Origin of the sequence: Psychroflexus aurantiacus (assembly GCF_010820555.1) — a bacterium.
Lineage (GTDB): Bacteria > Bacteroidota > Bacteroidia > Flavobacteriales > Flavobacteriaceae > Psychroflexus > Psychroflexus aurantiacus.
The window spans coordinates 1-716 of the sequence record NZ_JAAIKD010000039.1; the positions used below are offsets into that span (position 1 = coordinate 1).

Annotated in this window: 1 protein-coding gene; it reads left to right on the forward strand. The window is 28.6% G+C overall.

The window, feature by feature from the left end; genetic code table 11:
- Positions 1-52 precede the first annotated feature (52 nt).
- On the forward strand, positions 53-568 hold the full coding sequence (locus tag G3567_RS13245) for a hypothetical protein (RefSeq protein ID WP_164005793.1): 516 nt from the start codon (positions 53-55) through the stop codon (positions 566-568).
- Positions 569-716: the final 148 nt, after the last annotated feature.

The window sequence follows — 716 nt, forward strand, 5'->3', positions numbered from 1 at the left end:
CACGGACGAAGCCGCCCTGCGTTTATTAAGAACCGTTGTAACACATTAAAATTTGAATACTAAAAAAAAATATAGAACTAGAATTTCAGAAAATATTAAGTTTTTAGATAGACTGGGGTTGTTAATTCTAGTAGTTTCAGGCTTGATTTCATGTGCCTTTATTTTTGTGATTGTTTCGGGATACATTCTTCCTATAGATTCAAGTATAATATATTTTGGAGAGATCATATCGGGTAAATTTTACATGTATGGATTAATTTCTGTTGGTTTTGTTTTTATCAGTTTTAAAATATTAGGTATTAAAAAGCATTCTACTATAACTTTGGTAATAAATGAAGAGAACATAACAATATTGAAAAAATCTGAAAAAATATTATTGAATAATGACATTATCATGAGAATTGTTCTTCTTGAGAATGGAATTGAAAAAGACAAAATCAGAATTATAACCAATAACTATGTAAGATCGTTTTTCTTGGAAGTTGAAAGTGAACTTACATCTGATTTAAAAAAAATATATTCAGATAAATTCAAAATAAAAGAAAACGTGTTACAACACAAGCTATAATTCATTGCGGTTGAATTCCATGGCGAAATTCAACGCTATTTTGCTATCTTTCGGTCACAACGGAAAGAATCCTGCGGATTTTTCCGCAACGAAATTATAGCCCAAACGTTGGTAGTAATTTGACTTAAGATTTTAATATTCAATTTTC